Genomic DNA, 23,287 nt, shown 5'->3' with positions numbered 1-23,287 from the left:
GGCTCCTCGAAGGCGTCCTCTTCTATCAGGAAGCTGCCCTCAGAGTCCGCCTGGATGACTGGGCTACTCGGAGGCCTGGCCTTCTTCGGTGGCGCCCTCGGACTCTTCGGAATCGGGAATGTCGTTGCCCTGGGCGTCCTTCTTCAGCGCCTTCTTCTGCAGCTTCTCTTCCTTCTTCTTCTGCCGGGCCAGGTCCTTCTGCCGCTTCTCGAAGTTGTAGTTGGGCTTTCTGGCCATGGTGAATCCCGTCACGAAAAAGGGTGAAGCCGACTCAGCCCTAGGCTGCAGTCTACCGCTTCGCGCGCCTCAGCGCTTGGATCAGGTCGTCGAGGCGCTGCAGGAAGGTCGAGCGATCCCTCGCGGTGAAGGGCGGCGGCCCGCCGCCCATCTCGCCCATGGCCCGGAGGTGGGCCATCAGCTCGCGGCTCGCCAGGGCATCGCCGATGGAATCGGGCGAGTACACCTTGCCCTTCGCATCCAGCGCCCGGGCGCCCTTCTCCAGGCAGCGGGCTGCCAGGGGGATGTCCGCCGTCACCGCGATGTCCCGGTCCGTGATCTGTTCGACGATCCAGTCATCGGCCCCATCGAACTGGCCCTTGGCCACCACCACCGCCTCGATGAGCGGGTGGCGGGGGAGCCGCAGCATCGAGTTGGACACCACCAGCACCTTCAGGGCGTAGCGCTGGGCGACCCGGAAGATCTCGTCCTTCACGGGGCAGGCATCCGCATCCACGAAGATCCGTGAGGCTGGCGGTTCGCTTCCACCAGTCATGGCGTGGCCACGGCGGCGGCCAGCGCCTCGAGGGCCCCGCGCAGGGCCGCTTCCTGGGCGGGGTCCTTCAGGCGGCCCCCATCGTCCAGACCGGACCGGGCCAGGGTGAGGCAGAGGGAAGAGGCATGCACCACCCGCACGGACATCACCTCCAGGGTGTGGACCAGGGCGGCCTGGGCCCTGGCCCCGCCCTCCAGCGACGGGGACGCACTCCAGGCCGCGGTGGGTTTCCCCACGCAGTCGCCCGATGACACCACCCACTCCAGGAGGTTCTTCAGGACCGCGGGCAGGGTGTGGATGTATTCCGGGGTGCAGATGAGCAGGGCGTCCGCCTCGCGGATCAGGCCCCGCAGCTCGGCCGCCGGCGCGGGGGGCGGATCGAGGTCGCGCTCTGGGCTGTAGTGGGGCAGGTCGTCCAGGCGCTCCCAGAAGGCGACCTCGGTGCCTGCTGGGGCAAGCCGCGCCGCCTCGCGGAGCAGCAGCGCGTTCAGCGACTGCGGCCTGAGGCTGCCGGAGAGGGCCAGGATGCGCACGGCGGTCAGCCCTTCCGCCGCCAGATCAGCAGGGTGCCCCCGGCGATGGCCGCCAAGCCCACCCAGACCGGCACGCGGATGGTTTCCTTCTGCTTCAGTGTGAACTCCAGGGGGCCCAGCTTGGCGTCGTGGCTGTCCTTGGTGTAGCTGAGGTCCGGCCAGGCGAGGGAGGCCGCCCCGAGGGCGATGAGGGCCAGGCCTGCGTACGGCTTGAGGGACATGGGGACTCCGAGGGAGGTCTCCATTCCACCATGGGTGGGCCGGTTCAGACCGGGAAGGTCGGGCCGGGGGGCGGCGCTTAGGGCCTTCGCTTCAAGGTGACGCAGTTTTTTGGCGTCGCGGCATGGAACCCGGCGGGCCGGACCGAGGCATCCTCGTGGATCATCACCCGCAGTTCAGAGGGGCTCAGCAGTTCGACGATGGCCAGCAGGCGGCCAAGTTCCTTGCCGGCGCCATCCTCTGCGATGAAGTCCATCCAGATGGGCGAGTGAGTGAAGTCCAGGTGGTAGCGCATCGAGGGAGTTCCCGTCCCCCGCCCGCCGAGGACCTGGCCCTTCATGTGGAGGGTGGCATAGCCGTCGCCTCCGAACTCGAAGGCAGCCGTGATGCCAGTGTCGTCCGTGCCTTCCCAGCGGCCCACGAAGTCGATGGTGGTGACGGTGGGAGCTGTGGGTGCGGCTTTCGGCGGATCGTCCGATCCGGCCCGCAGGCAGAACGCGGACAGGGCGAGCACGAGGCAGAGGGCAGGGCGCACAGGGACTCCCGGGGTCAGGGCTTCTTGGGGGCAGGCTTCTTCGGGGCCCCGCGCCGGCGCTCGGGCTTCCGGGCCTTGGCGGGAGGCTGGGTGGCGTTGTCGTAGAGGGTCTCGAGCCGGATGGCCTGGGCGGAGGTGTCCGCGGCCTTGTGGATCTCCTTCAGGACCGACGCGACCAGATCCAGGTTCGCCGCGTCACCCTTCAGCAGCTCCTGGAAGGCCGCCGACTTCAGGGCTTCCAGGCGCTTCGACTGCCGCTTGCCCGCCGCCCAGTTCAGCAGCTTGGAGAACAGGTCGTAGCCGAGCTTCAGTTCAGGGGTGGGGAGGGACATGGGGACAGTGTACCGGCGAGCGGTCAGATCAACCCGGACCAGCCCCGATCATGGCGCCGGAAGGCTTCCCTGAGGACCTCCACCTGATCTGCGGGCAGGGGACCCTTCTCGACCCAGGCCAGGTTCTGCCTGAAGTGGGCCAGGCTGCGGGTGCCCACGATGCTGCTGGCCACACCGGGCCGGTGGGCGGTGAAGCGCAGGGCGGTCTCGGTCCAGGGCAGCGCGGCCTGGTGGCCGCCCAGCCCCATGGCCTGCCAGCGGTCCCAGTACTGGCCCTCGGCATGGGCCTCGGGCCTATGGATGTGATCCCAGACCGCACCCGCGAGGGGGCGCTTGGCGATCACCCCCATGCCGAGGGCCTGGAGGGCGGGCAGGCGCTGGTCGAGGTTCACCTGGTCGCAGAGGCTGATGGAGGTCTGCACGGAGCCGAAGCGGCCGGAAGAGACGGCGAAGTCCAGCTCGGCGTTGTCCCCGGAATAGGCCACCACGCCCACGGTGCCGGCTCGGGCGCAGGCCTGGAGGGCGTCGATGACCTCGCCCTGCTCGAGGATGGCCAGCGGGCAGGAATGCAGGTGGACGATATCCAGGCGCTCGCAGCGCAGGCGCGTGAGGGCAGCCTCCACGCCCGCGGTGATGCAGGGTCCCGTCCAGTCGGGCATGCCGGGAATGCCGTAGCCCACCTTGGTGGAGAGCAGGAATTCCTGCCGCCGGCGGGCCAGGTGGCGGCCGATCCGCTCCTCCGAAAGACCATAGCCCCGGGCCGTGTCGATGAGGTTCACGCCCAGGTCCAGCACCGCGTTCAGCAGGTGTTCCGCCTCGGCTTCCGTGACGCGGCCATCGTTGAGGTGCATGGCGCCGAATCCGAGGGGGGTGACCTTCAGGCCCGTCGTTCCGAAGTCGTTCATGTGCATGGAATCCTCACCTCACGGCGAGCGTGCGGCTCCACAATCATGGCCATCGCCGGGCCCATCTAGGGGCGCGCCCCGGCCTGCAGCTCGTCCAGGCGACGGTCGGCTGCCTGGAGGCTGGTGGCCTCTTCAGCGTGGTAGCCGCCGGCCTCCGTGATCCGCTCGAACTGGATGCGGCTGAGGGGGATCCCCACCACCCGGATGATGGGCCCGGCGCCCTTGAGCTTCAGGGCGGCCTTGACCCGCAGGAGGTCCTTGAAGCCCTCCTCGTTGGAGGCGTGCAGGGCCGAGATGTCGGTGACCACGCCGAATCCTTCGGTCAGCTTGGCGGATTCCGCGATCAGCGCCTTGATGGCCGCCTGCCGCTCCGGGCCGTCCAGATGGCCAGAGAGGGTGATGTAGAGTCGGTTGCGCTCCAGATCCGAAGTGACAGCGAACACGGGGGCCTTCAGGCTCGGAAGGGGGGGGGCGGATTCACCTCCCAGGCCCCGCCCAGCAGGGTGGTCCGCACCGGCACGCCGGGGGTCTTCACGCCGCGGTGGGCCATGCAGGTGTGGACGGCCACGAGCTGCACGCCCCAGGCCGCGGGGCGGAGGTGGGTCTGGAGGGCCTCGGCGACCTGCTGGGCGATGCGTTCCTGCACCTGCAGGCGCCAGGCATAGGCCTGCACCACGCGCACCAGCTTGCTGAGGCCCACCGTGCCGCCCTCCCCGGGAAGGTAGCCGATGGTGGCATGCCCTTCGAAGGGGGCCAGGTGGTGCTCACAGGTGCTCACGAAGGGGATGCGCTCCAGGATGACGGGCACGGGAGTCAGGTCGCCCGGCAGGGGCTTCAGCTCGGCAGCCAGGTCCACGCCATAGCCCGCCAGTCTCTCGGCCCAGAACTCCGCCACCCGCGAGGGGGTGTCCTGGAGCTCCGGGGTGCTTGGATCCTGGCCGAGACCGCGCAGCAGCGCCCGGACGGCCGTCTCGGTGGCGTGGCGATCAAAGGGGATGACAGGCGGCTCGGACATGGTTCCGCCAGTCTACGCCTTCCCGCCCCGGATGCAGGCCAGCAGGCGTTCAGGCCAGCAGGTTCAGGCCCGAGGCCAGCAGTGTCTGCTGCCCGGCCGCGGCGGCCTGGGCCGCGGTGTGGCTCGGGTTCTGACTCTGATCGTAGGCGTAGCGCACCAGGGCCTGTGCGGAGGAGGGTGACAGCAGGGCCACGGACCACGGGAGGGCCGTGACGGCGGAGGGCGCCGAACCCTGGCTCCCGCTCAAGGAGGACAGCAGGTCCTGCACGGCGGAGGAACCGTTGCCGGAGGCAGCCGAGGCGGAGTAGGTCAGGGAGGACAGGGCCGGAAGGCTGGAACTCCCACTCAGGGCCGCCAGCGGGTCGGTTGCTCCGGAGTTCGAGAAGAGGGAACTGGCCTCCGCCACTTGGGATTGGACCATGGCCAGCCCCTGCGACATGGCCTGGCTGCTGCTCCCGGTCTGGCTCAGGGCACTCTGGTAGGCATAGGAACTGAGGGCGCTGATCGCATTCACGCTCATGTCCCCACCTCCTCTTGGAATCATCGGCAGATCCGGGCCTGAAGATGAGGCCTCCCTGCGCTTGGGTCATCCTGGGCCAACCTCAGGCGAAGACGTCCACCCTGCTGGCCTCTGCGCTGATGGCAGGGATCGGGGCGGCCTCGTAGCTTCTCAGGACCCGGGAGGTGGTGGCCTGGGGCAGGGTGAAGGCCTCGGGGCCGGGCGCCCCGGCCTGGGCCTGGAGGTTGCCCAGGCGCTGCACGGTGGCGGCATCCCGGATCAGGCCCGTGCTCAGGTCCGCCGTGGCCAGCGCGGGCGTGCCCTGGCCGGCAACGCCAGCCCCGAACCGCAGGGCCGCCTGCAGGGCGAAGTCCAGGGTCGAACTGCTGGCAAAGGCGTCCTGGGTGACAGGGGCATCCGCCAGGACGGCTGCGGGGGGTGTGGCGCTGGGGGCGGTGGAGGGGGCGGCCTGGGTGATGGCGTTGGTGGTGGCGTCGGTAGGCGCAGTGGCGCTGGCTGGGGCCTGGGGGGCCGCCAGGGAGGCCAGAAGGGAGGCCGTGGCCTCCTGGCCCAACCCGACATTGCCGCCACCCGATTCGGACACCGGCGAGTGGATGCTGGCCTGGAGGGCCCGCTGGAACAACCCCTGGGCCAGGTCCTGGATGGCCAGGGCGCTGGATCCAGTGGTCTTGCCGTCCTGGACGGGCAGGGGTGGGACCGGGCGGAGGGCGGTCAGGGCACTGAGGTTGGCCGGACTGAGGGGGCTGAGGGAGAGGGCGTCCATACACCCCAAAGATAGGCCTTTCCCGCGGGAAGGTTTGGCCTCGGAGGGAAAAGATCCCTGTGGGATCATGGTGGATTCGGGAGGGGCGATGAGCCAGAAGGTCAGTTACGCGTCCAGTGGCGTGGACATCAACCGCCAGGACGAGGCGCTGAAACGCATCAAGCCCCTGGTGAAGGCCACCAAGACCCCCGGCGTCCGCAGCGACATCGGGCTGTTCGGCGGCCTCTTCGACGCCCGGTTCCCCGAGACCAAGCCCATCCTTGTGAGCAGCATGGATGGCGTGGGCACCAAGATGAAGGTGGCCCGCCGCGCCGGCATCTGGGACACCGTGGGCCAGGACCTGGTGAACCACTGCATCAATGACATCCTGGTGCAGGGCGCCCGGCCCCTGTTCTTCCTGGACTACATCGCGGCCCAGCAGCTGGAGCCCGAGGTCATCGAGCAGATCGTGAAGGGCATGGCCACGGCCTGCAAGAACTCCGGATCGGCCCTCATCGGGGGCGAGCTGGCGGAGATGCCCGGCGTCTACGCCGAAGGCGAAGTGGACGTGGCCGGCACCATCGTGGGCGTGGTGGACGAGGCGGACCTGCTGCCGCGGCTGACCTACATGGCCGAAGGCGACGTACTGCTCGGCCTGCCCAGCTCAGGCCTGCACACCAACGGCTACTCCCTGGCCCGCAAGGTCTGCTTCGAGCTCGAAAAACTCGACGTGAACGACACCCTGCCCGGCACTACGCAGACCGTGGCCCAGGCCCTGCTGGCCATCCACCGCAGCTACCTGAGCCAGGTCATGCCCCTGGTGAAGGCGGGCAAGCTGGTGGCCATGGCCCACATCACGGGCGGCGGCCTCACGGACAACATCCCCCGCGTGCTGTCCGAAACCCTGGATGCCGAGATCGACACCGCCAGCTGGCAGATCCCCGCCCTGTTCACCTTCCTCATGGAGAAGGGCGGCCTGGGCATCGACGACGCCCGCCAAGCCCTGAACCTGGGCGTGGGCATGGTGCTGGTGGTGAAGGCCAACCGCGTGGAGGAGGTCCTCGCCGACCTCCATGCCGCCGAGGAACCCGCCTGGGTGCTGGGGCGCCTGGTGAAGGGCTCGGGCGTGGTGCGCTACCGCTAAGGCTCAAAGCAAAGAAATTGGGTCCACAGATTCCGATTCACACATCCCTAGGTCCGGAACCACGCAGACTTAAAGCTTGGAACCGCGAATGGCGCGAATCGCCCTTCGGACGCGCGAAACGCGAGCGGCCAGCCACCGCAGAGCGCGGCTGGGGGCCCGAGGTCCAGGCGGCCCATCCCCGCCGCATTCGCGCCCATTCGCGTCATTCGCGGTTAGCTTTCATGCAGATGGGGATGGCCCCGGATCCTGGACCCGGATATTCACAGCAAATCTGGCCGTCTGTGTAATCTGAATCATCTGTGGATAACCGGCATTTCCCTTGAGGCATTTGTGGGCAACCATTTGTAGGCGGGAGTGCCGTGGCGACTGAACCGAGCAAGGCTGGCCGCCTCGGCTTCCTGGATCCCCTGCGCGGCATCCTGGCGCTCTGCGTGGCGGTGTACCACCTCAGCGTGTGGTTCGACCTGACCCAGTCGGGCTCGGGCCAGAACATGGCTCTGGCGAAGCTGGGGAACTACGGGGTCTCGGCCTTCTTCGTGCTGAGCGGGTTCCTGTTATTTCGCACCGCGTCCTGGGCGCGGATCCAGAAGGAGGGCGTCTGGAAGTTCTGGTTCCGGCGCTTCCTGCGCCTGGCGCCAGTGTTCTACCTGGCCTGCGCGCTGAACGTGGCCTTCCACCTGGGCATGGGGCCCGACCCCACGCCGCGCTTCCTCCTGGAGAACCTGACGCTCACCTTCGGCGCCTTCCACCCCAACCACGCCCTGGTGACCGGCGGCTGGTACGTGGGCTTGGTGTCCCTGCTCTACTTCGCCTATCCGGCTTTGGCTTGGTTGCGGGAGAAAGGCCGGCCCCGCGGTGGCCTCGTCTTCCTGGCGGCCCTGGCCGTCGGATTGTGGCTCTGGAGCCTGCCGTCCACCCTGCATGGCGTGATGGACCAGGAGCGCTGGAACCAGTTCCACACCTACGTCCTGGCCCCAAACCAGCTGTTCCTGCTGGCCTGGGGCGGGCTGCTGGCGGGTCTCCACGCCACCACCCATGAGCGGCTGGATCCGAAGCTGGCCCTGCTCATCGCCCTGCCCCTGCTCTGGCTGCTGCTGCGGCCCACGCCCCAGTTCTTCGACCACCTGGTGGCCCTCACCGGCTGGCTCCGGTACCGCTACCTGTTGATCATCACCATCCTGGTGGCCCTGGCGGCCTTCACGCGGGATGGCGAGCCGGGCTGGTTCGGCAAGGCCCTCACGCGCCTGGGCGCCTGGAGCTACGGCCTCTACCTGCTCCATCCGTTCACCATGAAGCTGGTGGCCCCACATGTGTCCGGCCGGTTGGGGTTCAGCCTGTCTCTGGGCTTCGCCATCCTCGCGGCGGCGGCGGTTCATCGGTGGATCGAAGAGCCCGCCGGGCGGCTGGGGAAGGGCTGATCAGCTCCCTTCGATGCGGGCGTAGAAGCTGGTGCGGCGCAGGTTCTCTTCGACCTTGAAGGCCTGCTGCAGGGGCGGGAAGGCGCGCTGTTCGCAGTCCGTGCGCTCGCAGAGGCGGCAGGTGACGCCGATGGGCACGGGCGGCTGGTCGAGGCGCAGGCCGTCGGCGTAGATCAGGTCCTTGGCGTGGCCCATCTCGCAGCCCAGCCCCAGAGCCTGCATGGCGTGCTGGCCGCGGTAGCCGCCGGTGTCCTTCTGCAGGGTGCGGGCGATGCAGAAGTACTTGCGGCCATCCGGCATCTCGCTGATCTGCGTGCGGATGAGGCCCGGCGTGAGGAAGGCCGCATGGCAATTCCAGCGGGGGCAGGCGCCGGAGAAGCGCGCGAAGCGGATGCCCGAGGCGGAGAAGCTCTTCGAGATGTTCCCGGCGATGTCGATGCGCAGGAAGTGGAAGGGCACGCCCTCCAGGCCCGGGCGGCGCAGGGTGGTGAGGCGGTGGCACACCTGCTCGAAGCTGGCCTGGAAGCGCCGGGCCAGGATGTCGATGTCATAGCGCTCACTCCGGGCAGCGCGGATGAATCGCTCGTAGGGCATGAGTACGGCGCTGGCGAAGTAGTTGGCTAGCGCCACCCGGGCCAGGGCCCGCGAGGCGGGCGTGCGCAGCAGCGGATGGGTGGTGAGGCGATCCAGCAGGTCGCTGTGCTCCAGCAGCGCCAGCTGGTGGGCTAGCTGGAAGGTGCGGCTTCGCTGGGGCAGCAGCTCGGACAGGCTGAGGGAGCGACGGTCTGGATCGAAGCGGCGCAAGAGACCTGGGCCCTCGGACACGCGATGCACGCGCACTTGGATGCCGCGGGTCTCGAAGGCCGCCACCAGGCCGGGGTAGGGGTGGTCCACATCCAGCGCGGCGCTGGTCCACAGGTCTTCAGAGGCGGCTTCCAGCTCGGGGAAGTGGTTCATGGCCTGCTGGATGAAGTCGCCGACCTCTTCCGAGGGCAGCCGAGTGGCCTCGGGGTCGAAGCCCTGGCCATCGCTGAGCTTGGAGGCCAGGGTGCCCAGGCTGCCCTGGGCATGCTGGAAGGCGCGGTAGAGCTCGAAGACGCCCCGGGCCAGGTCCGGGCTGTTCTGCACCAGCTCGCGGACATCCTGGGCCTGGAGCCCCAGGGGTTCGAAGAGCGGGTCACCGAAGACCTCCATGAGGTCGTCGGAGAGGCGCTGGTCCTCCTCTGGGGCCAGGGCCTTCAGGTCCAGCTTGAACTGCTGGGCCAGGCGGATGAGCAGGGGGGCCGTGAGGGGCCGCTTGTTGCCCTCGATGAGGTTCAGGTAGCTGGGGCTGATGCCCAGGGCCTCGGCCAGCTGGACCTGGCTCAGGCCTTCCTGGCGGCGGAGGAGGCGGATCTTGGCGCCGAGACGGGCGGCGGGCTTGGTGGGGGCGGCGGAGGGCATGGGGGCCTCGTTTACATTCATTTACAAAATCAATGAAGATGATTGACTGAAATTTTCAATTCAACCCCTATCAAATCAGCTGTTCATTGACTTGAACCAGAATAGGTCAATCTTTGACATCACGCCACCCACAACCCTTCCCGAGGTGCCCCATGACCCCCCAGTTTCCCGTTCCCCCCATCGAAGACGACTTCTCCGCCCATCGCTGGGAGGGCATCAGCCGGCCCTACACCGCCGAGACGGTGAAGAAGCTCCGCGGCAGCCTGCGCATCGAGCACACCCTGGCCAAGCTGGGGTCCCGCAAGCTCTGGAAGCTGCTCCAGAACGAGGAGCCCACCCGCGCTCTCGGCGCCATGACCGGGGGCCAGGCGGTGCAGATGGCCAAGGCGGGCCTGAAGGCCATCTACTGCTCGGGCTGGCAGGTGGCCGCGGACGCCAACCTCTCAGGCCAGTCCTACCCCGACCAGAGCCTCTACCCGGCCAACTCGGTCCCGGCCCTGGTCAAGCGGCTGAACAACGCCCTCCAGCGCGTCGACCAGGTCGAGCATGGCGAAGGCGGCATCACCCGCGACTGGTTCCTGCCCATCGTGGCCGATGCGGAGGCCGGCTTCGGCGGGCCCCTGAACGCCTACGAGCTCATGAAGGGCATGATCGAGGCGGGCGCCGCCGGCGTCCACTTCGAGGACCAGCTCTCCAGCGAGAAGAAGTGCGGCCACCTCGGCGGCAAGGTGCTCATCCCCACCGGCCACTTCATCCGCACCCTCGTGGCTGCGCGCCTGGCCGCCGACGTCATGGACGTGCCCAGCCTCATCATCGCCCGCACGGATGCCGATTCCGCCCGCCTCATCACCTCCGACATCGATGACCGCGACAAGCCCTTCCTCACGGGCGAGCGCACGCCCGAGGGCTTCCACCGCATCACGGGCGGCGTTCAGATGGCCATCGCCCGCGCCAAGGCCTACGCGCCCTACGCCGACCTCATCTGGTGCGAGACCTCCACGCCGGACCTGAAGGAGGCCAAGGAATTCGCCGAGGGCGTGCACGCCGAGTTCCCCGGCAAGATGCTGGCCTACAACTGCTCGCCCTCCTTCAACTGGAAGAAGAAGCTCTCGGATGAGGAGATCGCCACCTTCCAGCAGGAACTGGGGGCCATGGGCTACAAGTTCCAGTTCATCACCCTGGCGGGCTTCCACAGCCTCAACCACGGCATGTTCGAGCTGGCCAGCGCCTACCGCACCGAGCACATGACCGCCTACTCGCGGCTACAGGAAGCCGAGTTCGCCTCCGAAGCGAAGGGCTACACCGCCACCAGGCACCAGCGGGAAGTCGGCACCGGCTACTTCGACGAGGTGGCCCAGGCCATCAGCGGGGGTCTGGCATCCACTTTGGCTCTGGTGGGCTCCACGGAGTCCCAGCAGTTCCATTAGATCGGAATCGAGCCGCTAGATCGGAATCGAACCGCGGAGAACCTGGAGCACCACTTCCGCGGCTTTCGGCAGGGTGTTCGGGTAGACCACGGCGAAGGAGAGGCGCAGGCCCTTCTCGCTCACCAGGTCGAAGCGGAAGGGCCGGTCCTGCTGGGACCAGCGATCAGGGGCGACCGTCCAGCGGAGGGTCGCCCTTGGTTCGTCGGGGATCACGTTGAAGGTCTGCCCTTCCTCGGTCTCCACCTTCCAGGTCCCCATGGGCAGCAGCAGCTCCACCTGCCAGCGACCCTCGACCTTGCGGGCTTCCGCGCGCAGGTCCTCCAGGGGCCGTCCGCCCAGTCGGGTCTCCAGGCGCCGGGGACCCGAGCAGGCGGACAGGGAGAGCATCAGCAGGGCCGAGAAGCCGCAGGCGATGGATGACCCTTGCCAGAACCGGCTCATGGGGCCTCCTGCGGGTCTATTTGGAAGGTTGCGACTTCTGGTTGGCCACAGTCTGGTCGTTGATGACGTTGCCCGGCGTGGCGGGCTTCTTCGGGGCGGTGGCGTAGGCCTTGCCCGTGTGGTGGTAGGTGAGGTACTCGCCGAAGAAAACGGCCATGAGGTCGGCGCGCGCCTTGAAGTAGGCGAAGCCGTGCTCGTCGCCCTCCTTCAGGTTGAGGGCCACGCCCGGCAGGTCCTTCAGGGCCAGGGCGGTCTCGTAGGCATCCTTGTCGCCGGTGGAGGCGAGCACCAGTGTCGAGGCCTTGCCCCGCAGGGTGGCGCCCTTGAGGCGTTCCCGGGCGCCTTCACCAAAGGCGCCGGTGCCGGCGGCGCTCAGGCTGAGCACGGCCACGGGCTTCACCTCGGGGGCGGCCAGCAGCACGGAGAAGGCCCCCACGCTGGAGCCCGCGAGGCCGATGCGGCGGCCATCCACGCCGGGCTGCTTGCGGAGCCAGGCGGCGGCCTGGGCCAGGTCGGCGGGGATCTGGTCGAAACCCACGGCCTTGGCCGAGGCCATGAAGTCGCCGGTGACCGCCACATCCACACCGTTCTTCCGGGTGCTGGCGCCGTGGCCGCGGAGGTCCAGGGCCAGGGTGCCGATGCCCCGGGCCGCGAGGCGCTCGGCCAGGGGCGCCCAGCCGGAGCGGTCCGCGCCGAACTGGTGGGCGAGGATCACCACGGGGACCTTGCCCTTGGCGGCAGGCAGGGTGAGGGTGCCCTTGAGGGTATAGCCGTCCGAGCTGGTGAGCGCCATGTCGGCGGGGGCGGCGGTCAGTGCCGGAACGAGCGCCAGGGATGCCAAGGGGGCCAACAGGCGGAGCGTGCGCATGGGTACCTCGGGGAATGGCCTCACTCTAGGCGCCTGCTGGGGGAATTGGAAGTCCCACGGCAAGCCAGGCGGCGCACCCTGTTGTATAAAGGAAACCTGAACAACCCGAGGTGCCCATGTCCGCCCAGACCCCCGACGCCATCCTTCAGGAGACGAAGCGCCGCATGCATGCGTCCGTGGAGGCGCTGAAGAAGGAGATGGCCACCATCCGCACCGGCCGGGCCAACGCCAGCCTGCTGGACAACGTCCACGTGGACTACTACGGCTCCACGGTGCCTGTGAACCAGATGGCCACGGTGTCGGTGCCCGAGGCCGGGATGCTCGTGATCCAGCCCTTCGACAAGAGCGCCATCAAGGCCATCGAGACCGCCATCCTCAAGTCCGAGCTGGGCATCAACCCCGGGAACGACGGCAACGTCATCCGCCTGCCCATCCCCATGCTCACGGAGGAACGCCGCCGCGAGCTGGTGAAGGTGCTCCACCGCCTGGGCGAGGAGATCAAGACCGGCGTACGCAACATCCGCCGCGATGCCAACGAGGACGTAAAGAAGCTCGAGAAGGCGAAGGAAGCCCACATCTCCGAGGACACGGCCAAGAAGTGCCTGGATGACATCCAGAAGCTCACCGACGCCCACATCAAGGAGATCGATGAAGCCATGAAGCACAAGGAAGCGGAGATTCTCAAAGTCTGAATTCGTGCCCAGCCTTCCAGTCCTCCTCCTCCTCATGCTCGCCGCCCTGCTGGCGGGCTTCGTCGATGCCATCGTGGGCGGGGGCGGCCTGATCACCATCCCGGCGCTGATGATCGCGCTGCCCTTCGGCACGCCCCTGCCGACCCTGCTCGGCACGAACAAGGTGGTGGCCGTCACCGGCGCCACCATGGCGGCGGGCAAGTTCCTCCGCTCGGGGACGCTCTCCTGGCGCGAGATGATCGGTCCCGTGGCCGCTTCCGCCGTCGGGGCCTCCGGCGGCGTGTGGCTCACCTACCGGGTGCACGGGGACTTCCTGCGCCCGGTCATGTTCGGCCTGCTGCTGGTGATGCTGGCCTTCACCCTGCTCAAGCCGGACATGGGCAACCTGCATGCCCCGCGCTTCGGCCTCAGCCATCAGCGGGGCCTGGCGGCGCTCATCGCCCTCGGTCTCGGCTTCTACGATGGGTTCTTCGGGCCGGGCGTGGGTTCGCTGCTCATCTTCCTCTTCGTGGCGGTCCTCGGCTTCGACTTCCTGCGGGCCTCGGCCCTGGCCAAGAGCGTGAACTGGGCCTCGAACCTGACGGCCATGGGACTCTTCGTCTGGCAGGGGAGCTGGCTCCCCTCCGTGGCCCTGGGGATGGCGGCCGCCAATGGGGTGGGGGGCTACCTGGGGGCCCACGTGGCACTCAGCAAGGGCAGCCGCTGGGTTCGGGGTGTCTTCATCGGGGTGGTGGGTGCCCTGATCCTTCGTCTGGGCTGGCAGATTCTGCGCGGTTGAAGGCCGGAGTTCGGGGTTTCAGGTAGGGAAACCCCTTATTGCCGGATGACCCTGGCTCGACATACTTGTCCCACGAGGTATGAATGACCAAGGCAGGCGGGCCGTCTGGGCAGGGGGGCAGTTTCGCGCCCCAGGGCCGGGCCACGCCTGGAGAGCTGAATGATCAGGTCGACCTCTGCCTCGATGACGCGACGGTCCACGCAGTCCTGGAGGCGGTGGACAGCTATGCGGTGATCCTCAACGGCCAGCGTCAGATTCTCGCGGCCAACCCCGTGCTGCTCGACGCGCTGGCGCTGGATGGGCCGACGCGGTGTCGGGGGCTGAGGCTGGGCGAGACCATGGAGTGCATCCACGCCGGAGAGGGGCCCGATGGCTGCGGCAGCTCCCGGGCCTGCCGCCGCTGCGGGGCCCTGCTGTCCATCCTGGCGACGCAGGCCACGGGTCAGCCTTCCGGAGGGGAATGCCTGATCAGCCTGCACCGGGACGGACGCTGGGAAGCGCGGGAGTTCGCGGTGAGGACCTCCTCCATCGTGGTGGCAGGGCACCCCCTGACCCTGCTCACCCTCCGGGACATCAGCGCCCTGAAGCGGCGCGAGACCCTGGAGCGCATCTTCATCCACGACCTCATGAACTCCCTCCAGGGTCTGAAGGGCTGGGCGGAGATCCTCCAGGGCGCCGGGGCCGATGCCACCTCCGTGGCCGGGCACGTGCTCGACATGGCGGGCCACCTGACCGCCGAGGTGGACGCCCAGCGCCGCCTCCTGCAGGCCGAGTGCGGCGAGCTGGTACCCGACCTGCGCCGCGTGCCCTGCGCAGGGGTGCTTGATGCCCTGGAAGTGGCCCTGGGTGCGGACGTGGCCTCCCGGTTGATCCGGATGCCCATCTCTCCGGAAGCTGGCAGCCTGCGCACCGACCCGAGCATCCTCTGCCGGATCCTCAGCAACATGGTGGTGAACGCCCTGGAGGCCATGCCGCCCGGGGGGCTGGCCAGGATCTGGTTCGAGCGCCGTGCCGGCCGCCCCCGCTTCGTCGTCGAGAACCCGGGGTGCATGGCCCCCGAGGTCGCGGACCGGGTCTTCCAGCGCTCTTTCAGCACCAAGGCGAACCGCGGACGGGGGCTGGGGACCTACGGGATGAAGCTGCTGGGCGAGACGGTCCTGGGCGGAGTGGTGGGGTTCACCAGCAACTGGACCGAAGGCACCCGCTTCTTCATCGAGCTTCCGGGGGATGACTGAGCAGTGGGTCACGGTATGCTGAACCCTCCATGCCTGCCCCCCGACCCCGTCCCTTCGCCTGGGACGTCCTCTTCCGAGCGCTGAGGTTCTTCTACCTGCTGTGGGGCGGGATGCTCCTGTCGACCCTGGCCTTCTATGGCCGGCTGAGGCTGCCGTCCCTGTTCTGGCAGTGGCCGGGCCTCTGCCGGGCGGTCATGGGGCCCTGGGGCCGGGCGCTCGCCCTGGGGGCCGGCCTCGTCATGTGCCTGGCGGCCCTGCTGGAGGTCTGGGAACTGGTGGATCGCCTGCTGGTGCGCTTCATGGGCGAGTCTGAGCATTGACCTGAGCGGAATGCGCTTGGTGATTCGTGCCCTTTTGGCGATCCTGGAGTCTTCGGTTTGAACCCTTCCCGGGTTCGAGCCATTCAAGAAGCGTGTCTCGGGAGGCGTCAGGTATGGTCCAGCTGGTTCGTGGAAGTGTCGGGATGGGGCTGGCGGTGGGCTTGGCCGCCCTTCCAGTGGCCGCCCAGAGCATGGCCCTGCCGGCCGCAGATCCCGTGGGCATCTCGCGAAGCGGCGCCCAGGTGGCCTACGGCTACAGCCTGGAAGCCGCCGCCACCAATCCCGCGCTGCTCGCCTCCCTCAAGGAGAAGGGGGGCTTCTACCTGGCCATGGGCCTGGAGATGTCATCCACCCAGCAGAGCCTGGAGTCGGAGCAGACGGCGGTCCGGACGACCTACTTCAGCTACGACCGGAACCGGACCCTCGGGGCCTTCGGCCTGGCTGCCCGCCTGTCGCCGACGCTGACGCTGGGGCTGAAGCTGGACGAACCCTACCTCCGCCACTCGAGGCTCCTGGACAATGCCCCCAGCCGCTACCTGGGCGACGGGATCGATCTGTCGGCGCGCCGTCTGGAAGGCCAATCGGCCTGGACCCTCAGCCCCAATCTCTCCGTGGGACTCGGCCTGGGCGTCGCCCGCCTCTCGTACGACTCCAGCAGCGTCATGCGTCTCAATGTGCCCAACGATCCGACCCAGCCGGTCTCGGGTTCCAACGCGGTGAACGGCCTGGTGGAACATCGGATCGGGCAGGGCGGGGACAAGGTGGTGCCCAGCTACTCCCTGGGGGTTCGCTGGGCGATCAACCCGCGCTGGACCTTGGGCTTCGCCCATCAGTCGGGCCTGAAGGGCGACCTCGGCCTGAAGGCGGAATTCCGGGATGCCCCGCTGGGCTTCTACGCCAACGACGGGCTGAGCACCGCGCCGCTCGGCGCCAGCGCCCGCGCCAGCGTCCTGCTGGCCGGATCCACCCCCAAGGCGGGCTCGAGCACTCTGGAACTCCCCTCGCAGACCACCTTCGGCCTGCGCCACCGCCTCACCCCGATGATGACCTGGGAGGCGGACCTGCGCTGGACCTCGGCCAGCCTGCGGGTGCCTACCTTCGCCACGGTCGAGACGCCGTCGGGAACCGTCTCGGCGCCGACCGACCTGCCCCGGGGCCGGGGGCACCTGGGCCTGAACCTCTCTGCGGAAGTGGAACTCGGAAAGTTCTGGACCCTGCGTGGCGGCCTGGCTCTGGATCAGCGGAGCGTGGAGGAGGGCAGCACCGAGCCCCTGCTCGGCGGATCGCGCACGGCGGCCTTCTCCTTCGGCGCCGGCTACAAGGTGTGGGGGGGCGAGCTGAACCTGGGCTACCAGTACCGGCAGAGCGAAGACCAGGACACCAGCCGCCTGAATGGCGTCTGGAGCTGGTCCGGATTCCGTTCGGTCGGCACCCGCGTCCGCATGGAGGGCATGGGTCATCTCCTGGCCCTCGGTTTCAAGAAGACGTTCTAGCCTTGCGATACCTCGGCCCCCATGCCTGCGAAGAGGCCCTGTCGCGGGGGGAGCTGCACTCCCTGTGGGTGGCCCCGGCGGCCTTCGGGCGGGTGGCCAAGCTGGTCTCCGAAGCCCGCGCCGCAGGTGTGGTCGTGCATCGCGAGCCCATGGAGGGTCTGGACCGGCGCAGCCAGGGGCAGCGCCATCAGGGCGTCCTGGGCGAGGGCACAGCCTTCGCATACACGGATTTCGAAGACGTGGTGGCCCGCCTGAAGACGAAGGGTGATGCGGCCCTGGTGCTCGCTCTGGACGGGGTGACGGATCCGCACAACCTGGGGGCCATCCTGCGTTCCGCTGCGGCAGTCGCCGTCGATGGGGTGCTGCTGCCGGAACGGCGATCCGCCCAGGTGAACGAGACCGTGATCCGCGCCAGCGCCGGCACCGCCGGCCGGGTGCCGGTGTGCCGCGTGGTGAACCTCGGCCGCGCCCTGGATGACCTGAAGGAGGTCGGCGCCTGGATCTACGGCCTGGCGGCGGGCGAGGGCAGTCGCGACTACCTGGACGAGCCCTTCGATCGTGCCACGGTGCTGGTCCTGGGGGCCGAAGGGGAGGGGCTGCATTTGAAGATCCGGGAGCGCTGCGACGGATTGCTGCACATCCTCATGCCGGGCGGCATCGAAAGCCTGAACGTGTCTGCCGCCGCGGCGGTCACGCTCTTCCGCGTGGTGGCGCGACGAAGCCACCCCACTTCAGAAGTTTCCCCTTGAGGGTGTCCCGTTGCCGTGATACCTTTCGAGTTCCCTGTCAGGAAAGCCCTGCCTCGCAGTGACCCTGACACGAAGCTCCAAGGGGCTTCGAAGGGATGCCTCCCCGGGGCAACCCGGATAGGTTTGACAAGCCCCGGGAGGGGCGCCGGACAAGCATGCCGAGATGGCCGAGTGGTTAATGGCAGCAGACTGTAAATCTGCCACGCAACGCGTTACGGAGGTTCGAATCCTTCTCTCGGCACCAGTCCCCTGGAGCTCTTCCAGATGGCTGGGTCCCGTACTCGGAGTTCCACCGCGGGAATAGCTCAGTTGGTAGAGCGTCAGCCTTCCAAGCTGAATGTCGCGGGTTCGAACCCCGTTTCCCGCTCCACCCTCCCCGTCGTCCGGACCACTCCGGAAGACGGTCAAGTCACCCGCCGGGCGGCGGGAGCGTTCAAAGCCCACATAGCTCAGTGGTAGAGCACTTCCTTGGTAAGGAAGAGGTCACCGGTTCAAGCCCGGTTGTGGGCTCCACCTTTTGCACAGTTCCCCTTCATCTTCTCTCCCACCTTTCAGGAGGCATTCGTGGCCAAAGAGAAATTCGATCGTTCAAAGACCCACGTCAACATCGGCACCATCGGCCATGTGGACCACGGCAAAACCACGCTGACGGCGGCGATCACCTTCGTGCTCTCCAAGAAGTTCGGTGGCGAGACCAAGTCCTACGACCAGATCGACAGCGCGCCCGAAGAGAAGGCCCGCGGGATCACGATCAACACGGCCCACGTCGAGTACCAGACCGAGAAGCGCCACTATGCGCACGTCGACTGCCCCGGCCACGCCGACTACGTGAAGAACATGATCACCGGCGCGGCCCAGATGGACGGCGCGATCCTCGTGGTCGCCGCCACGGACGGCCCCATGCCCCAGACCCGCGAGCACATCCTGCTCGCCCGTCAGGTCGGCGTGCCCTACATCGTCGTCTTCATGAACAAGGTCGACATCGCCGACCCCGAGCTCACCGAGCTGGTGGAGATGGAAATCCGCGACCTGCTGTCCTCCTACCAGTACCCCGGCGACGATATCCCCATCATCAAGGGTTCCGCCCGCCTGGCCCTCGACCATGCCGAGACCCCGGATCACGCCGACTGCGCGTGCATCCATGAGCTCATGGCGGCCGTCGATTCCTACATTCCCGATCCCACCCGCGCCATCGACAAGCCCTTCATCATGCCCGTCGAGGACGTGTTCACCATCACCGGCCGCGGCACCGTGGTGACCGGCCGCATCGAGCAGGGCATCGTCCGCGTCGGTGAGGAAATCGAGATCATCGGCCTCAAGGACACCGTCAAGAAGGTCGTGACCGGCGTCGAGATGTTCCGCAAGTCCCTGGACCAGGGCCAGGCTGGTGACAACGCCGGCATCCTGCTCCGCGGCGTGGAGCGCAAGGACGTGGAGCGTGGCCAGGTGCTCGCCAAGCCCGGCAGCATCACCCCCCACACCAAGTTCAACGCCCAGGTGTACGTGCTGACCAAGGAAGAGGGCGGGCGCCACACCCCCTTCTTCAACAAGTACCGTCCCCAGTTCTACTTCCGCACCACCGACGTGACCGGCTCCATCGAGCTCGAGGCCGGCCGCGAAATGGTGATGCCCGGCGATAACGTGACCCTGACGGTTGAGCTGATCCAGCCCATCGCCATGGACAAGGGCCTGAAGTTCGCCATCCGCGAGGGTGGTCGCACGGTGGGCGCCGGCAACGTGGGCGAGATCCTGGCCTAAGGCCGATCCGCCCTCCGACTTAGGAGGTCACCATGCGCGACATCGTTCACCTGCAGTGCCAGGAATGCAAACGCAAGAACTACAGCACCACCAAGAACAAGAAGACCACCACGGGCAAGCTTGAATTCAACAAGTTCTGCCGTTTCTGTGGTGGTTACAAGATCCATCGCGAGTCCAAGTAGGGCTCGGGATCCAAGGGTTCCCCGCCCGGCGCCACCAGTCGCCGGGCGGTCCCACAGGGGAGTAGCTCAGCTGGTAGAGCAGCGGACTCCAAATCCGCAGGTCGCGGGTTCGAACCCTGTCTCCCCTGCCACTTCCCGGCCCCGGCGCTCCCGCTCGGGGCCAGGTTTTTCTGATCGACGTCCATTCCACGGGGTCCATCGTGATCGGTGCCATCAAGCAGCAGGCCAAGGATCTCTTCGCCGAACTCGACCGGGTGGATTGGCCCACCAAGGAGAAGGTGATGACCTCCGCTTGGACGGTGGTCGTCGTTTCGGTGTTCGTGGGGGCCTTCCTCTGGTCCGTGGATTGGGTTCTCTCCAAGGGCTTCGCGTACTTCTTCCTGAAGACTCGCTGAAGCGGAGGCAGGCATGACCGATCTCGTGAGCATTCCCCAGGACACCCCGCAGGACGCCACGGCCCAGCCTCAGGGCCGCGAACTGAAGTGGTTCATCATCCACACCTACTCCGGCTATGAAGCCAAGGTGATGGAGCATCTCCGCCAGCGCATCCAGATGGAGGAGCGGCAGGACAGCTTCGGCGACATCCAGATCCCCGAGGAGACCTACGAGGAGATGAAGGTCGACGCCAAGTCCGGCAAGAAGGAACGCGTCGTCAAGAAGCGCAAGTCGTTCCCCGGCTACCTGCTCGTGCAGATCCAGGTCGAGCGCAAGCCCGATGGCTCCGTGGAGATGGCCGATGCCGACTGGCACCTGGTCCGGAACACGCCCAAGGTCACGAGCTTCGTGGGGGCCAACAAGAAGCGGCCCACGCCCCTGACGGACGAGGAAGTCCGGCAGATCATGCACCACACCGAAGAGACCCAGGAGAAGCCCAAGCCCAAGTACCACTTCGAGAAGGGCGAGAAGGTCCGCATCATCGATGGCCCCTTCGCCAACTTCGAGGGCGATGTGGAGGAGATCCACGAGGAGCGCTCCACCATCAAGGTCATGGTGACCGTCTTCGGCCGATCCACCCCCGTCGAGCTGGACTTCATCCAGGTCGAAAAACGGTAGGGTTTCCATATCTCCTAAGGACTTTTCGAGGTCCTTTTGGTAGACTTTCCAGTCCCGGCCTCTTTCGGCCGGGACCTTTTCAACCCCGGTTGGCGGGTCCCCAGGATCCCCACCCTCAAGGCGGACGTCGCCGGCATGTGCCGGAATCCCCCGCGGGAGCATCCCCATGGCAAAGAAGATCACTGGCTACATCAAGCTGCAGCTGCCCGCGGGCGAGGCCACCCCGGCACCTCCCGTCGGTCCGGCCCTGGGCCAGCACGGCGTGAACATCATGGAGTTCGTGAAGCAGTTCAACGCGAAGTCCGTGGGCGCGGTCGAGAAGGGCACCACGCTGCCCGTCGTCATCACCGTCTACGCCGACCGCAGCTTCAGCTTCATCCTGAAGACCCCGCCCGCCGCCGTGCTCATCAAGAAGAAGCTCGGCCTGGACAAGGGCAGCGCCACGCCCAACAAGACCAAGGTCGGCAAGATCACCAAGGCCCAGCTCGCCGAGATCGCCAAGGTCAAGATGCCCGACCTCACCGCCGGCAGCCTCGAGGCCGCCGTCCGTTCCATCGCCGGCTCCGCCCGCTCCATGGGCGTCGACGTCATCGATTAGGCCATTCTCTCTCGCGTGGGTCCCAAGCCCGCGCGAACCCTGTTGTTGATTCTCGTTTTTTGTTGGAAAGCCGCGTCGTGCGGCGATCCCGGCCACCGCGACCGACATCGCGGGAGATTGTTCGAATGGAGCCACTATGGCAAAACCTGGAAAGAAGTACCGGGCTGCCGCGGCCAAGATCGAAGATCGCCCCTATGAGCTGAAGGACGCTCTCACCATCGTGAAGGACACGGCATTCGCCAAGTTCGACGAGACGGTGGAAGTGCACATGCGGCTCGGAGTGGATCCCCGCCACGCGGACCAGATGGTCCGCGGCACCATCGTCCTGCCCCACGGAACGGGCAAGACCATGCGTGTGGCTGTGATCGCAGGCGGCGAGAAGATCAAGGAAGCGGAAGCTGCGGGCGCCGAGATCGTGGGCGGGGACGAGCTGGTCGAGAAGATCGCCGGCGGATTCCTCGACTTCGATGCCCTCGTCGCGACCCCCGACATGATGAAGGGCGTCGGCCGACTGGGCAAAGTGCTCGGTCCCCGCGGCCTCATGCCCAACCCCAAGACCGGGACCGTGACCTTCGACGTGGCCAAGGCCATCAAGGAGATCAAGGCCGGCAAGGTGGAATACCGCGTCGACAAGACCGGCATCATCCACGCTGGCGTCGGCAAGCTCTCCTTCGGCGTCGAGAAGCTGGAAGAGAACGCCAAGGCCCTCATCGATGCCGTCCACAAGGCCAAGCCCGCCACGGCAAAGGGGAAATACGTGAAGACGATCTACATCGCCTCCACCATGGGCCCCTCGGTCACCCTCAACACCAGTGTTGAGAAGTAGGAGGCTGACCATGGAAAAGACCAAGAAATTCGCCGAAGTCGCCGAACTCAAGGAAACCTTCGCGTCCGCCACCTCGGCCGTCGTGATCGAATTCAAGGGCCTCGTGGTCGAGAAGGACACCGCCTTCCGCAAGAGCGTCCGCGAGAGCAAGGCCCAGTATCGTGTCAGCAAGAACACCCTGCTCCGCCTGGCCGTGAAGGATACGTCCTTCGAGGCCCTGGGCGGTTCCTTCAAGGGCGCCAGCGCCATCGCCACCACCAACGACGACGTCGTTGCCATGGCCAAGGCCATCAATGGCTTCCTGAAGGACAATCCCGCGGCGACCTTCAAGGCCGGCGTCATGGATGGCAAGCTGATCGACGCCAAGCAGCTCCAGGTCCTGGCCGAGCTGCCCAGCCGCGATGTGCTGATCGCCAAGCTGCTCTACCTCATGACCTATCCCATCTCCGGTCTGGCGGTCGCCCTCGATGGCATCCGCAAGCAGAAGGCCGGCGAGTAGCACCCCAACCCCGAATCCAAAACCCCATTTCGAATTTTAGGAGGCCATCATGGCTCTCACTGCCGATCAGCTCATCGCTGAAATCGAAACCATGACCGTCCTTGACCTGGCGAACCTGGTCAAGGCCCTCGAGGACCGCTTCGGCGTGTCCGCCGCCGCCGCCGCTGCCCCCGCCGCTGGCGCTGGCGCCCCGGCCGCCGCCGTGGAAGAGCAGACGGAATTCAACGTCATGCTCATGGACGCCGGCGCCAACAAGCTGAACGTCATCAAGGCCGTCCGCGAGATCGTCGCCGGCCTGGGCCTCAAGGAAGCCAAGGACCTGGTCGATGGCGCTCCCAAGGCCGTCAAGGAAGGCGTGGCCAAGGACGAAGCTGCCAAGATCAAGGAAAAGCTCGAGGCCGCTGGCGCCAAGGTCGAGATCAAGTAGCTTTTATCGCAGCATTAACGCAAAGCGTGGGGTGCCTCTCGCACCTTACGCTTTGCGGTTCTGTCTGGATATGGTACGATTATTCCTTCCGTCCGGACTCCCGGATGGACCGCCTTCATAAAGGCCCCTGGTTGCCAAACGCCCGCCGTCGCAGCGCCATCCTCGTTCCTGGGCCGCACCTTCCACCGCTGGGTGGCAGGGTGGCCATCGGTTCGTACCGGGGCACCCCGCACCACCTCACGTAATCCCGTACCGGGGCTTCCAGCCCTGGGACAAAGCCGTCTTTGCTCAAGGCCCGCAGCTGTGAAATGCCGTGCCGCGTGCCGTCCATAGAAGGTTCCGCCAACTTTACCTGGAGCGAAC

General features: G+C 67.1%; 31 protein-coding genes and 4 tRNA genes. 21 read left to right on the top strand and 14 right to left on the bottom strand.

What is annotated here, in order from left to right:
- Window positions 1–63: 63 nt before the first annotated feature.
- From QOZ81_RS14850 to QOZ81_RS14800, 11 genes are all read right to left on the bottom strand, one after another.
- Entirely contained in the window at window positions 64–237 is a 174-nt protein-coding gene (locus tag QOZ81_RS14850; protein WP_291204561.1) for a hypothetical protein, read from the bottom strand.
- Window positions 238–289: 52 nt separating this feature from the next.
- Window positions 290–772 (bottom strand): YaiI/YqxD family protein, encoded by a 483-nt coding sequence (locus tag QOZ81_RS14845; protein WP_291204564.1) that lies wholly within the window; start codon window positions 770–772, stop codon window positions 290–292.
- Window positions 769–1,305 carry an NADPH-dependent FMN reductase gene (locus QOZ81_RS14840; protein WP_291204566.1) on the bottom strand — a complete coding sequence of 179 codons (537 nt, stop codon included), beginning with the start codon at window positions 1,303–1,305 and terminating at the stop codon, window positions 769–771. Before QOZ81_RS14840 ends, QOZ81_RS14845 begins: the two co-directional genes overlap by 4 nt.
- Window positions 1,306–1,310: 5 nt before the next feature.
- Window positions 1,311–1,526 (bottom strand): hypothetical protein, encoded by a 216-nt coding sequence (locus QOZ81_RS14835; protein WP_291204569.1) that lies wholly within the window; start codon window positions 1,524–1,526, stop codon window positions 1,311–1,313.
- A gap of 77 nt (window positions 1,527–1,603) precedes the next feature.
- The gene (locus tag QOZ81_RS14830) at window positions 1,604–2,059 is read right to left on the bottom strand and encodes a hypothetical protein (protein WP_291204572.1); all 456 of its coding nucleotides are present in this window, start codon (window positions 2,057–2,059) and stop codon (window positions 1,604–1,606) included.
- A gap of 14 nt (window positions 2,060–2,073) precedes the next feature.
- Window positions 2,074–2,391 carry a hypothetical protein gene (locus tag QOZ81_RS14825; RefSeq protein WP_291204575.1) on the bottom strand — a complete coding sequence of 106 codons (318 nt, stop codon included), beginning with the start codon at window positions 2,389–2,391 and terminating at the stop codon, window positions 2,074–2,076.
- A gap of 23 nt (window positions 2,392–2,414) precedes the next feature.
- Complete coding sequence (locus QOZ81_RS14820) at window positions 2,415–3,302, bottom strand: aldo/keto reductase (RefSeq protein WP_291204577.1); 888 nt, start codon at window positions 3,300–3,302, stop codon at window positions 2,415–2,417.
- 59 nt (window positions 3,303–3,361) lie between these two features.
- Window positions 3,362–3,739, bottom strand: a complete 378-nt coding sequence (locus QOZ81_RS14815) for a hypothetical protein (protein WP_291204579.1) — start codon at window positions 3,737–3,739, stop codon at window positions 3,362–3,364.
- Between the two features lie 8 nt (window positions 3,740–3,747).
- Complete coding sequence (gene folE, locus QOZ81_RS14810) at window positions 3,748–4,311, bottom strand: GTP cyclohydrolase I (protein ID WP_291204581.1); 564 nt, start codon at window positions 4,309–4,311, stop codon at window positions 3,748–3,750.
- A gap of 49 nt (window positions 4,312–4,360) precedes the next feature.
- The gene (locus QOZ81_RS14805; RefSeq protein ID WP_291204584.1) at window positions 4,361–4,831 is read right to left on the bottom strand and encodes a hypothetical protein; all 471 of its coding nucleotides are present in this window, start codon (window positions 4,829–4,831) and stop codon (window positions 4,361–4,363) included.
- An 82-nt stretch (window positions 4,832–4,913) separates the two neighbouring features.
- The gene (locus tag QOZ81_RS14800) at window positions 4,914–5,594 is read right to left on the bottom strand and encodes a hypothetical protein (RefSeq protein WP_291204587.1); all 681 of its coding nucleotides are present in this window, start codon (window positions 5,592–5,594) and stop codon (window positions 4,914–4,916) included.
- Window positions 5,595–5,682: 88 nt separating this feature from the next.
- Here QOZ81_RS14800 and purM point away from each other — a divergent pair, with 88 nt between their 5' ends.
- Both purM and QOZ81_RS14790 read left to right on the top strand, forming a co-directional pair.
- Window positions 5,683–6,717, top strand: a complete 1,035-nt coding sequence (gene purM / locus QOZ81_RS14795; protein WP_291204590.1) for a phosphoribosylformylglycinamidine cyclo-ligase — start codon at window positions 5,683–5,685, stop codon at window positions 6,715–6,717.
- Window positions 6,718–7,076: 359 nt separating this feature from the next.
- Window positions 7,077–8,135, top strand: coding sequence for an acyltransferase family protein (locus QOZ81_RS14790; RefSeq protein WP_291204593.1), 1,059 nt, complete (start codon window positions 7,077–7,079; stop codon window positions 8,133–8,135).
- On the opposite strand, the gene QOZ81_RS14785 is transcribed toward QOZ81_RS14790, so the two are convergent.
- On the bottom strand, window positions 8,136–9,578 hold the full coding sequence (locus QOZ81_RS14785; protein ID WP_291204596.1) for a helix-turn-helix domain-containing protein: 1,443 nt from the start codon (window positions 9,576–9,578) through the stop codon (window positions 8,136–8,138).
- A 152-nt stretch (window positions 9,579–9,730) separates the two neighbouring features.
- Between QOZ81_RS14785 and aceA the strand changes: the two genes are divergently transcribed.
- Window positions 9,731–11,005, top strand: a complete 1,275-nt coding sequence (aceA, locus tag QOZ81_RS14780; protein ID WP_291204599.1) for an isocitrate lyase — start codon at window positions 9,731–9,733, stop codon at window positions 11,003–11,005.
- A gap of 15 nt (window positions 11,006–11,020) precedes the next feature.
- On the opposite strand, the gene QOZ81_RS14775 is transcribed toward aceA, so the two are convergent.
- Together QOZ81_RS14775 and QOZ81_RS14770 are read right to left on the bottom strand one after the other, a co-directional pair.
- Window positions 11,021–11,446 (bottom strand): hypothetical protein, encoded by a 426-nt coding sequence (locus tag QOZ81_RS14775; RefSeq protein ID WP_291204602.1) that lies wholly within the window; start codon window positions 11,444–11,446, stop codon window positions 11,021–11,023.
- 16 nt (window positions 11,447–11,462) lie between these two features.
- Window positions 11,463–12,314 (bottom strand): alpha/beta hydrolase family protein, encoded by an 852-nt coding sequence (locus QOZ81_RS14770; RefSeq protein WP_291204605.1) that lies wholly within the window; start codon window positions 12,312–12,314, stop codon window positions 11,463–11,465.
- A 116-nt stretch (window positions 12,315–12,430) separates the two neighbouring features.
- On the opposite strand from QOZ81_RS14770, the gene frr reads away from it, so the two are divergent.
- The 18 genes from frr (at window position 12,431) to rplL (ending at window position 22,924) form a co-directional block, all read left to right on the top strand.
- Window positions 12,431–13,006: a ribosome recycling factor gene (frr, locus tag QOZ81_RS14765; protein ID WP_291204609.1), complete on the top strand. Its 576-nt coding sequence runs from the start codon at window positions 12,431–12,433 to the stop codon at window positions 13,004–13,006.
- A 4-nt stretch (window positions 13,007–13,010) separates the two neighbouring features.
- Window positions 13,011–13,784 (top strand): TSUP family transporter, encoded by a 774-nt coding sequence (locus tag QOZ81_RS14760; RefSeq protein ID WP_291204612.1) that lies wholly within the window; start codon window positions 13,011–13,013, stop codon window positions 13,782–13,784.
- Window positions 13,785–13,867: 83 nt separating this feature from the next.
- The gene (locus QOZ81_RS14755; RefSeq protein WP_291204615.1) at window positions 13,868–15,019 is read left to right on the top strand and encodes a sensor histidine kinase; all 1,152 of its coding nucleotides are present in this window, start codon (window positions 13,868–13,870) and stop codon (window positions 15,017–15,019) included.
- Window positions 15,020–15,048: 29 nt separating this feature from the next.
- Window positions 15,049–15,339 carry a hypothetical protein gene (locus tag QOZ81_RS14750; protein WP_291204619.1) on the top strand — a complete coding sequence of 97 codons (291 nt, stop codon included), beginning with the start codon at window positions 15,049–15,051 and terminating at the stop codon, window positions 15,337–15,339.
- Window positions 15,340–15,500: 161 nt separating this feature from the next.
- Window positions 15,501–16,832, top strand: a complete 1,332-nt coding sequence (locus tag QOZ81_RS14745; protein ID WP_291204622.1) for an OmpP1/FadL family transporter — start codon at window positions 15,501–15,503, stop codon at window positions 16,830–16,832.
- A gap of 2 nt (window positions 16,833–16,834) precedes the next feature.
- On the top strand, window positions 16,835–17,581 hold the full coding sequence (rlmB, locus tag QOZ81_RS14740; protein WP_291204624.1) for a 23S rRNA (guanosine(2251)-2'-O)-methyltransferase RlmB: 747 nt from the start codon (window positions 16,835–16,837) through the stop codon (window positions 17,579–17,581).
- 157 nt (window positions 17,582–17,738) lie between these two features.
- Window positions 17,739–17,825: transfer RNA gene (locus tag QOZ81_RS14735), tRNA-Tyr, on the top strand.
- Window positions 17,826–17,875: 50 nt separating this feature from the next.
- Window positions 17,876–17,951 (top strand) — tRNA-Gly (locus QOZ81_RS14730).
- Between the two features lie 68 nt (window positions 17,952–18,019).
- Window positions 18,020–18,094, top strand: a tRNA-Thr gene (locus tag QOZ81_RS14725).
- A 51-nt stretch (window positions 18,095–18,145) separates the two neighbouring features.
- On the top strand, window positions 18,146–19,339 hold the full coding sequence (gene tuf, locus QOZ81_RS14720; protein WP_291204625.1) for an elongation factor Tu: 1,194 nt from the start codon (window positions 18,146–18,148) through the stop codon (window positions 19,337–19,339).
- A gap of 32 nt (window positions 19,340–19,371) precedes the next feature.
- Complete coding sequence (rpmG, locus tag QOZ81_RS14715) at window positions 19,372–19,521, top strand: 50S ribosomal protein L33 (protein ID WP_291204628.1); 150 nt, start codon at window positions 19,372–19,374, stop codon at window positions 19,519–19,521.
- A 55-nt stretch (window positions 19,522–19,576) separates the two neighbouring features.
- Window positions 19,577–19,652 (top strand) — tRNA-Trp (locus QOZ81_RS14710).
- A gap of 69 nt (window positions 19,653–19,721) precedes the next feature.
- Window positions 19,722–19,916, top strand: coding sequence for a preprotein translocase subunit SecE (secE, locus tag QOZ81_RS14705; RefSeq protein ID WP_291204631.1), 195 nt, complete (start codon window positions 19,722–19,724; stop codon window positions 19,914–19,916).
- A 13-nt stretch (window positions 19,917–19,929) separates the two neighbouring features.
- Window positions 19,930–20,574 (top strand): transcription termination/antitermination protein NusG, encoded by a 645-nt coding sequence (nusG, locus tag QOZ81_RS14700; RefSeq protein WP_291204633.1) that lies wholly within the window; start codon window positions 19,930–19,932, stop codon window positions 20,572–20,574.
- Between the two features lie 166 nt (window positions 20,575–20,740).
- Window positions 20,741–21,172 carry a 50S ribosomal protein L11 gene (rplK, locus tag QOZ81_RS14695; protein WP_291204636.1) on the top strand — a complete coding sequence of 144 codons (432 nt, stop codon included), beginning with the start codon at window positions 20,741–20,743 and terminating at the stop codon, window positions 21,170–21,172.
- Between the two features lie 136 nt (window positions 21,173–21,308).
- On the top strand, window positions 21,309–21,998 hold the full coding sequence (gene rplA, locus QOZ81_RS14690) for a 50S ribosomal protein L1 (RefSeq protein WP_291204639.1): 690 nt from the start codon (window positions 21,309–21,311) through the stop codon (window positions 21,996–21,998).
- A gap of 10 nt (window positions 21,999–22,008) precedes the next feature.
- Window positions 22,009–22,497 carry a 50S ribosomal protein L10 gene (gene rplJ / locus QOZ81_RS14685; RefSeq protein ID WP_291204642.1) on the top strand — a complete coding sequence of 163 codons (489 nt, stop codon included), beginning with the start codon at window positions 22,009–22,011 and terminating at the stop codon, window positions 22,495–22,497.
- A gap of 46 nt (window positions 22,498–22,543) precedes the next feature.
- Window positions 22,544–22,924 (top strand): 50S ribosomal protein L7/L12, encoded by a 381-nt coding sequence (rplL, locus tag QOZ81_RS14680; RefSeq protein ID WP_366083026.1) that lies wholly within the window; start codon window positions 22,544–22,546, stop codon window positions 22,922–22,924.
- Window positions 22,925–23,287: the final 363 nt, after the last annotated feature.

Source organism: Geothrix sp. (genome assembly GCF_030219325.1).
GTDB lineage: Bacteria > Acidobacteriota > Holophagae > Holophagales > Holophagaceae > Geothrix.
Note: the sequence above shows the minus strand (reverse complement) of the source record. Positions and strands in the feature narration are given on the sequence as shown.

Excerpts from the sequence above, each read along its gene's own strand:
- QOZ81_RS14850 (WP_291204561.1), bottom strand. The coding sequence starts at position 237 with ATGGCCAGAAAGCCCAACTACAACTTCGAGAAGCGGCAGAAGGACCTG.
- QOZ81_RS14845 (WP_291204564.1), bottom strand. The coding sequence starts at position 772 with ATGACTGGTGGAAGCGAACCGCCAGCCTCACGGATCTTCGTGGATGCG.
- QOZ81_RS14835 (WP_291204569.1), bottom strand. The coding sequence starts at position 1,526 with ATGTCCCTCAAGCCGTACGCAGGCCTGGCCCTCATCGCCCTCGGGGCG.
- QOZ81_RS14825 (WP_291204575.1), bottom strand. The coding sequence starts at position 2,391 with ATGTCCCTCCCCACCCCTGAACTGAAGCTCGGCTACGACCTGTTCTCC.
- QOZ81_RS14820 (WP_291204577.1), bottom strand. The coding sequence starts at position 3,302 with ATGCACATGAACGACTTCGGAACGACGGGCCTGAAGGTCACCCCCCTC.
- folE (WP_291204581.1), bottom strand. The coding sequence starts at position 4,311 with ATGTCCGAGCCGCCTGTCATCCCCTTTGATCGCCACGCCACCGAGACG.
- QOZ81_RS14805 (WP_291204584.1), bottom strand. The coding sequence starts at position 4,831 with ATGAGCGTGAATGCGATCAGCGCCCTCAGTTCCTATGCCTACCAGAGT.
- QOZ81_RS14800 (WP_291204587.1), bottom strand. The coding sequence starts at position 5,594 with ATGGACGCCCTCTCCCTCAGCCCCCTCAGTCCGGCCAACCTCAGTGCC.
- purM (WP_291204590.1), top strand. The coding sequence starts at position 5,683 with ATGAGCCAGAAGGTCAGTTACGCGTCCAGTGGCGTGGACATCAACCGC.
- QOZ81_RS14785 (WP_291204596.1), bottom strand. The coding sequence starts at position 9,578 with ATGCCCTCCGCCGCCCCCACCAAGCCCGCCGCCCGTCTCGGCGCCAAG.
- aceA (WP_291204599.1), top strand. The coding sequence starts at position 9,731 with ATGACCCCCCAGTTTCCCGTTCCCCCCATCGAAGACGACTTCTCCGCC.
- QOZ81_RS14775 (WP_291204602.1), bottom strand. The coding sequence starts at position 11,446 with ATGAGCCGGTTCTGGCAAGGGTCATCCATCGCCTGCGGCTTCTCGGCC.
- QOZ81_RS14770 (WP_291204605.1), bottom strand. The coding sequence starts at position 12,314 with ATGCGCACGCTCCGCCTGTTGGCCCCCTTGGCATCCCTGGCGCTCGTT.
- frr (WP_291204609.1), top strand. The coding sequence starts at position 12,431 with ATGTCCGCCCAGACCCCCGACGCCATCCTTCAGGAGACGAAGCGCCGC.
- QOZ81_RS14755 (WP_291204615.1), top strand. The coding sequence starts at position 13,868 with ATGACCAAGGCAGGCGGGCCGTCTGGGCAGGGGGGCAGTTTCGCGCCC.
- QOZ81_RS14750 (WP_291204619.1), top strand. The coding sequence starts at position 15,049 with ATGCCTGCCCCCCGACCCCGTCCCTTCGCCTGGGACGTCCTCTTCCGA.
- rpmG (WP_291204628.1), top strand. The coding sequence starts at position 19,372 with ATGCGCGACATCGTTCACCTGCAGTGCCAGGAATGCAAACGCAAGAAC.
- nusG (WP_291204633.1), top strand. The coding sequence starts at position 19,930 with ATGACCGATCTCGTGAGCATTCCCCAGGACACCCCGCAGGACGCCACG.
- rplK (WP_291204636.1), top strand. The coding sequence starts at position 20,741 with ATGGCAAAGAAGATCACTGGCTACATCAAGCTGCAGCTGCCCGCGGGC.
- rplA (WP_291204639.1), top strand. The coding sequence starts at position 21,309 with ATGGCAAAACCTGGAAAGAAGTACCGGGCTGCCGCGGCCAAGATCGAA.
- rplJ (WP_291204642.1), top strand. The coding sequence starts at position 22,009 with ATGGAAAAGACCAAGAAATTCGCCGAAGTCGCCGAACTCAAGGAAACC.